Source organism: Pseudarthrobacter sp., assembly GCF_036675385.1.
In the GTDB taxonomy this organism is placed as follows: domain Bacteria; phylum Actinomycetota; class Actinomycetes; order Actinomycetales; family Micrococcaceae; genus Arthrobacter.
This window is the reverse complement of sequence record NZ_JAKFFD010000089.1, coordinates 1-4372: the sequence shown is the minus strand read 5'-3', so window position 1 is coordinate 4372 and position 4372 is coordinate 1. Positions and strand designations below refer to the sequence as shown.

At 62.5% G+C, this 4372-nt stretch carries 5 protein-coding genes; 1 reads left to right on the top strand and 4 read right to left on the bottom strand.

Annotated elements, in window-relative coordinates; translation table 11 throughout:
• Positions 1–2: 2 nt before the first annotated feature.
• The 3 genes from V6M49_RS07165 to V6M49_RS07155 all read right to left on the bottom strand — a co-directional run bounded on the left by V6M49_RS07165 (position 3) and on the right by V6M49_RS07155 (position 2831).
• Positions 3–590, bottom strand: coding sequence for an adenylate kinase (locus tag V6M49_RS07165; protein WP_181037177.1), 588 nt, complete (start codon positions 588–590; stop codon positions 3–5).
• A 170-nt stretch (positions 591–760) separates the two neighbouring features.
• Positions 761–2284, bottom strand: coding sequence for an acetaldehyde dehydrogenase ExaC (exaC, locus tag V6M49_RS07160; protein WP_332760690.1), 1524 nt, complete (start codon positions 2282–2284; stop codon positions 761–763).
• A 94-nt stretch (positions 2285–2378) separates the two neighbouring features.
• Positions 2379–2831, bottom strand: a complete 453-nt coding sequence (locus V6M49_RS07155; protein WP_332760689.1) for a nucleoside deaminase — start codon at positions 2829–2831, stop codon at positions 2379–2381.
• Positions 2832–2993: 162 nt separating this feature from the next.
• On the opposite strand from V6M49_RS07155, the gene V6M49_RS07150 reads away from it, so the two are divergent.
• The gene (locus V6M49_RS07150) at positions 2994–3566 is read left to right on the top strand and encodes an SRPBCC family protein (RefSeq protein WP_332760691.1); all 573 of its coding nucleotides are present in this window, start codon (positions 2994–2996) and stop codon (positions 3564–3566) included.
• Between the two features lie 177 nt (positions 3567–3743).
• Here the strand turns inward: V6M49_RS07150 and V6M49_RS07145 are convergent, their stop codons facing one another.
• The gene (locus V6M49_RS07145; protein WP_332760688.1) at positions 3744–4127 is read right to left on the bottom strand and encodes a MarR family winged helix-turn-helix transcriptional regulator; all 384 of its coding nucleotides are present in this window, start codon (positions 4125–4127) and stop codon (positions 3744–3746) included.
• Positions 4128–4372: the final 245 nt, after the last annotated feature.

Here is a 4372-nt window from a genome sequence, read left to right as displayed (position 1 = left end):
TACTACCGTCCGATTACGGCGGAGACCCTAAGAAGATCTCCGAGCGTGCTCATCACCCTGTCCGTGACCTCGCCGACCCCGCCAATCCCGTCAACCCTGGCGAGGATGCCGCGGCCGGCATACTTGGCCACCACGGCCTCGGTCTGCTCGTGGTACAGGTCCAGCCGGTGCCGGATGACGGCTTCCGTGTCGTCGCTCCGGCCGGTTTCCTTGGCACGGCCCAGCAGGCGCGTGACCAGCTCCTCGTCGTCAGCGGTCAGCTGCAGGACGACGTCGAGCTTCTGGTCACCGTTGGCCAGGATTGAGTCAAGATAGTCCACCTGTGCCGTGGTCCGGGGGTAGCCGTCCAGGAGGAAGCCGGCGTCCACGTCATCCTCGCTGAGGCGCGACCTGACCATTTCGTTGGTGACGCTGTCCGGAACGAAATCCCCGTTGTCCATGTACTTTTTCGCCTCCACGCCCAGCGGGGTCTCGCCCTTGACGTTGGCGCGGAAGATGTCGCCGGTGGAGATCGCCACAACGCCGAGGCGTTCGGAGATCTGTTCCGCCTGCGTTCCCTTGCCCGAACCGGGCGGGCCAATAATCAGCATTCTGGTCATTCAGATGTCCCTTCGTGGTGCCGCTTTTTTGTCGGTGGTGCCCTCAAGCAGGGTACGACGGCGGGAGGTCCCGCCGTCGTCCCGGGGCCTTTTGTGCTGCTACCGGTAGTTATGGTGCAGCGGGCGGTCAGGTGCGGGCGGGCCTGACAAGGGTGCTGCTTCTAGAAGAAGCCGAGCTTGTTCTCTGAGTGGCTTACCAGGAGGTTCTTGGTCTGCTGGTAGTGGTCCAGCATCATGGAGTGGTTTTCACGTCCGATGCCCGAGGACTTGTAGCCGCCGAACGCTGCCCCGGCAGGGTAGGCGTGGTAGTTGTTCACCCACACCCGGCCGGCCTGGATCTCGCGGCCGGCACGGTAGGCCACGTTGCCGTTGCGCGACCAGACACCGGCGCCAAGGCCGTACAGGGTGTCGTTAGCAATGCTGACTGCGTCGTTGTAGTCGCCGAAGCGTGCAACGGAGACCACCGGGCCGAATATCTCCTCCTGGAAGATCCGCATCCAGTTGTGCCCCTCAAAAATGGTCGGCTGGACATAGAAACCGCCGGCCAGGTCCCCGTCAAGCTCCGACTGCGCACCGCCGGCCAGGATTTTGGCGCCCTCTTCGAGTCCGATGTCGATGTAGGAGAGGATCTTCTCCATCTGGCCCACGGATGCCTGGGCACCGATCTGGGTGTTGGTGTCCAGCGGGTTGCCCTGGATGATCTGTTCTGTCCTGGCCACGGCATCAGCCATGAAGGAATCGTAGATACCGTCCTGGACGAGGGCACGGGAGGGGCTGCTGCAGACTTCGCCCTGGTTGAAGGCGTAAAGGGTGAAGCCCTCCAGCGCCTTGTCGTAGAACGCGTCGTTGGATTCGGCAACATCGTTGAAGAAGATGTTCGGGCTCTTGCCGCCGAGTTCCAGGGTGACCGGGATCAGGTTCTGGCTGGCGTACTGGCTGATCAGGCGCCCGGTGGAGGTCTCGCCGGTGAACGCGATCTTGCGGATCCGCGGGCTGGAGGCCAGCGGCTTACCCACTTCCGCCCCGAAGCCGTTGACGATATTCAGCAGGCCCGCAGGCAGCAGGTCCGCAATGAGTTCCGCCAGGACCAGGATGGAGGCCGGGGTGTTGGAAGCGGGCTTGAGCACCACCGCGTTGCCGGCCGCCAGGGCAGGAGCCATCTTCCAGACGGCCATCAGGATGGGGAAATTCCACGGGATAATCTGGCCCACGACGCCGAGGGGTTCGTGGAAGTGGTAGGCCGTGGTGTCGTCGTCGAGCTGGGACAGCCGGCCTTCCTGGGCGCGGATGGCGGAGGCAAAGTAGCGGAAGTGGTCCGCAGCGAGCGGAATGTCCGCATTCAACGTTTCGCGGATGGGCTTGCCGTTGTCCCACGATTCGGCGACGGCGAGCATCTCAAGGTTCGCGTCGATCCGGTCGGCGATCTTGTTCAGCACGGCGGCGCGCTCTGTGGCCGAAGCCTTGCCCCACGCCGGGGCGGCCCTGTGCGCGGCATCGAGTGCGAGCTCAACGTCCGCGGCGGCGCCGCGTGCCACCTCGGTGAATTGCTTTCCGTTCACCGGGGAAACGTTCTCGATGTATTGGCCGGTCGTTGGAGCCACCCATTCTCCGCCGATCCAGTTCTCATAGCGGTCCTTGAACTGGACCTTGGATCCTGATTGGCCGGGCTGTACATAAACAGTCATGGTCACTCCTCTGGAAAACAGACGTCTTCGTCCTGGCCCCCATGCTAGAACTTCAAAGGTTGCAACCAGGCTGCGAAGGTGTGCAGCGAGGTCCTTACTCGGCGATGTCCTCGGCCCATAGTTCAGGGTGTTCGTCCTGGAAGGTGCGCATCATCTCGACGCATCGGGCATCATTCAACACCACCACTTCGACGCCGCGTGAGCGGAGAAGTTCGAATTCGCCGGGGAACGTCTCGGCCTCGCCCACCACCACGCGCGGAATCTTGAATTGGATGATGGTCCCCGTACACATCGCACACGGCGCCAGGGTTGTGTAGAGGGTTGTGTCCCGGTAGCTCTTCTGGCGTCCGGCAGCCCGCAGAGCAGACATCTCGCCGTGGGCGATGGGATCGCCATGCTGGACACGCTCGTTGTGGCCGCTGGCAATGACCACCCCGCCTCGGGCCAAGGCAGCACCGATCGGGATGCCGCCCTCTTGGAGGCTCTTTTGTGCGGCCTCGTAGGCAGCTTCGAAGACCGGGTCTGTGGTTCGTTCAGTTTCGGACATGGGTGCAGTCTAAATCGCGCGCGTCGAAGAATTGTTGCTGACCGCTGACATACGCGGTCAGCGGGCAAACGTCCCGCTAAAGCATGCGGAACCGGATCGTTGACCACGTGGAGCGACGTGAGTACTCTGGGTCAACTATCCATCCTTGCCGTGGAGGCAGCCATGGGCGGCAATTCCAAAAGCAGCATCGACTACGAATTCCTGACCGTCTGGCGCGTCGCCGGGACCCCGCACGAGGTTATGGACATTCTGGGCGATGCCGGAACACTGGCCCGCTGGTGGCCCTCGGTGTATTTGACTGTTGTGCCACTCGATCCAGGCAACCCGGATGGCAGTGGAAAGGCGTTCTCCCTACATACCAAAGGTTGGCTGCCGTACACCCTGAAGTGGCGGCTCACCGTCACCGAGCCCATCACGGAGCATGGATTCGCAATCTCCGCGCACGGTGACCTCAACGGCACCGGACGCTGGACCTTCGAACAGGACGGGCCAGAAACGGTTGTCACCTATGACTGGCGGGTCAGTGCGGCAAAACCGCTACTGCGTCGGTTGAGCTGGCTGCTCAGGCCCGCCTTTTCCGCAAATCACCGTTGGGCAATGGCCCGCGGACAGGAAGCCCTCGCTCTGGAATTACGACGACGGCGGACTGGCGCGGATCTCTCCAATATCCCCCAGCCTGCGCCGCCCACGTTTGCAAGCCGGTACCGCCGGCCAGGGAGGACAACCCAGGCCTGACAAGAAAGAGCCGGCCGGGCCATGTCAAGCGGCCTTGACACCGGGTGGCCACGTTCGGCCCGGACTTCTTATGGGATTCCCAGCCAATGGCGAGCTTCCCGACGATCGCTGACGCGCCTAATCAAATCCGCAACCTCGGACGAGGACGAGCCCAGCCAGGACGGCAAGGGCTGAGGGTTAGTCTTTGGCCAGGTTTTCCCTCAGCAGGGCGCGGTGTTCGACGGCGGCCTGCCGGTGGAGTGCGCGGCCGGCGTCGGTGAGTTCCAGGAACAGCGAGCGCCGGTCATCTTCGCAGGACTTGCGGGAAATCAGTCCGGCTTTGTCGAGCCGGTCCACCACCTTGGACATGGCGCTCTGGGTCATCGGCGTGCGCTCACCGAGTTGCTTCATGCGGCATGCCGCGTCGGTGCTTTCGGCCACGAGGTCCAGGATTTCAAACTCCGTCAGGCCGATGCTGAACTTCGACTCCAGCGCACGGTCCAGCGCCCCGGCGGTATGGAAGTACGTTGTCTGGATGCTGCGCCATTGCTCAACCAGCTGCTGGTCCTGCGGTGTTGCCATGCAGCGATTCTAGTTCATGACGAATTAAAAGTCCACGTCATAATATTCCTTGTCATTCAATGACGTGTCATATAAGTTGTAGCCATGACTTCAACTTCCACCCTTGAAAGATCAGCCGGAGGCCGGCTTACAGCCGTGCGCTGGACCGGTGCACAATGGATGCTCCTCCTGGTCCTGTGCACCGTCCTGGCACTCGACGCACTGGACGTATCAATGGTCGGTGTGGCCCTGCCCTCGATCGGCAC

Bases quoted from the DNA above. Each gene is read 5' to 3' on its own strand.
- V6M49_RS07145 (WP_332760688.1), bottom strand. From the start codon at position 4,127: ATGGCAACACCGCAGGACCAGCAGCTGGTTGAGCAATGGCGCAGCATC.
- V6M49_RS07150 (WP_332760691.1), top strand. From the start codon at position 2,994: ATGGGCGGCAATTCCAAAAGCAGCATCGACTACGAATTCCTGACCGTC.
- V6M49_RS07155 (WP_332760689.1), bottom strand. From the start codon at position 2,831: ATGTCCGAAACTGAACGAACCACAGACCCGGTCTTCGAAGCTGCCTAC.
- exaC (WP_332760690.1), bottom strand. From the start codon at position 2,284: ATGACTGTTTATGTACAGCCCGGCCAATCAGGATCCAAGGTCCAGTTC.
- V6M49_RS07165 (WP_181037177.1), bottom strand. From the start codon at position 590: ATGCTGATTATTGGCCCGCCCGGTTCGGGCAAGGGAACGCAGGCGGAA.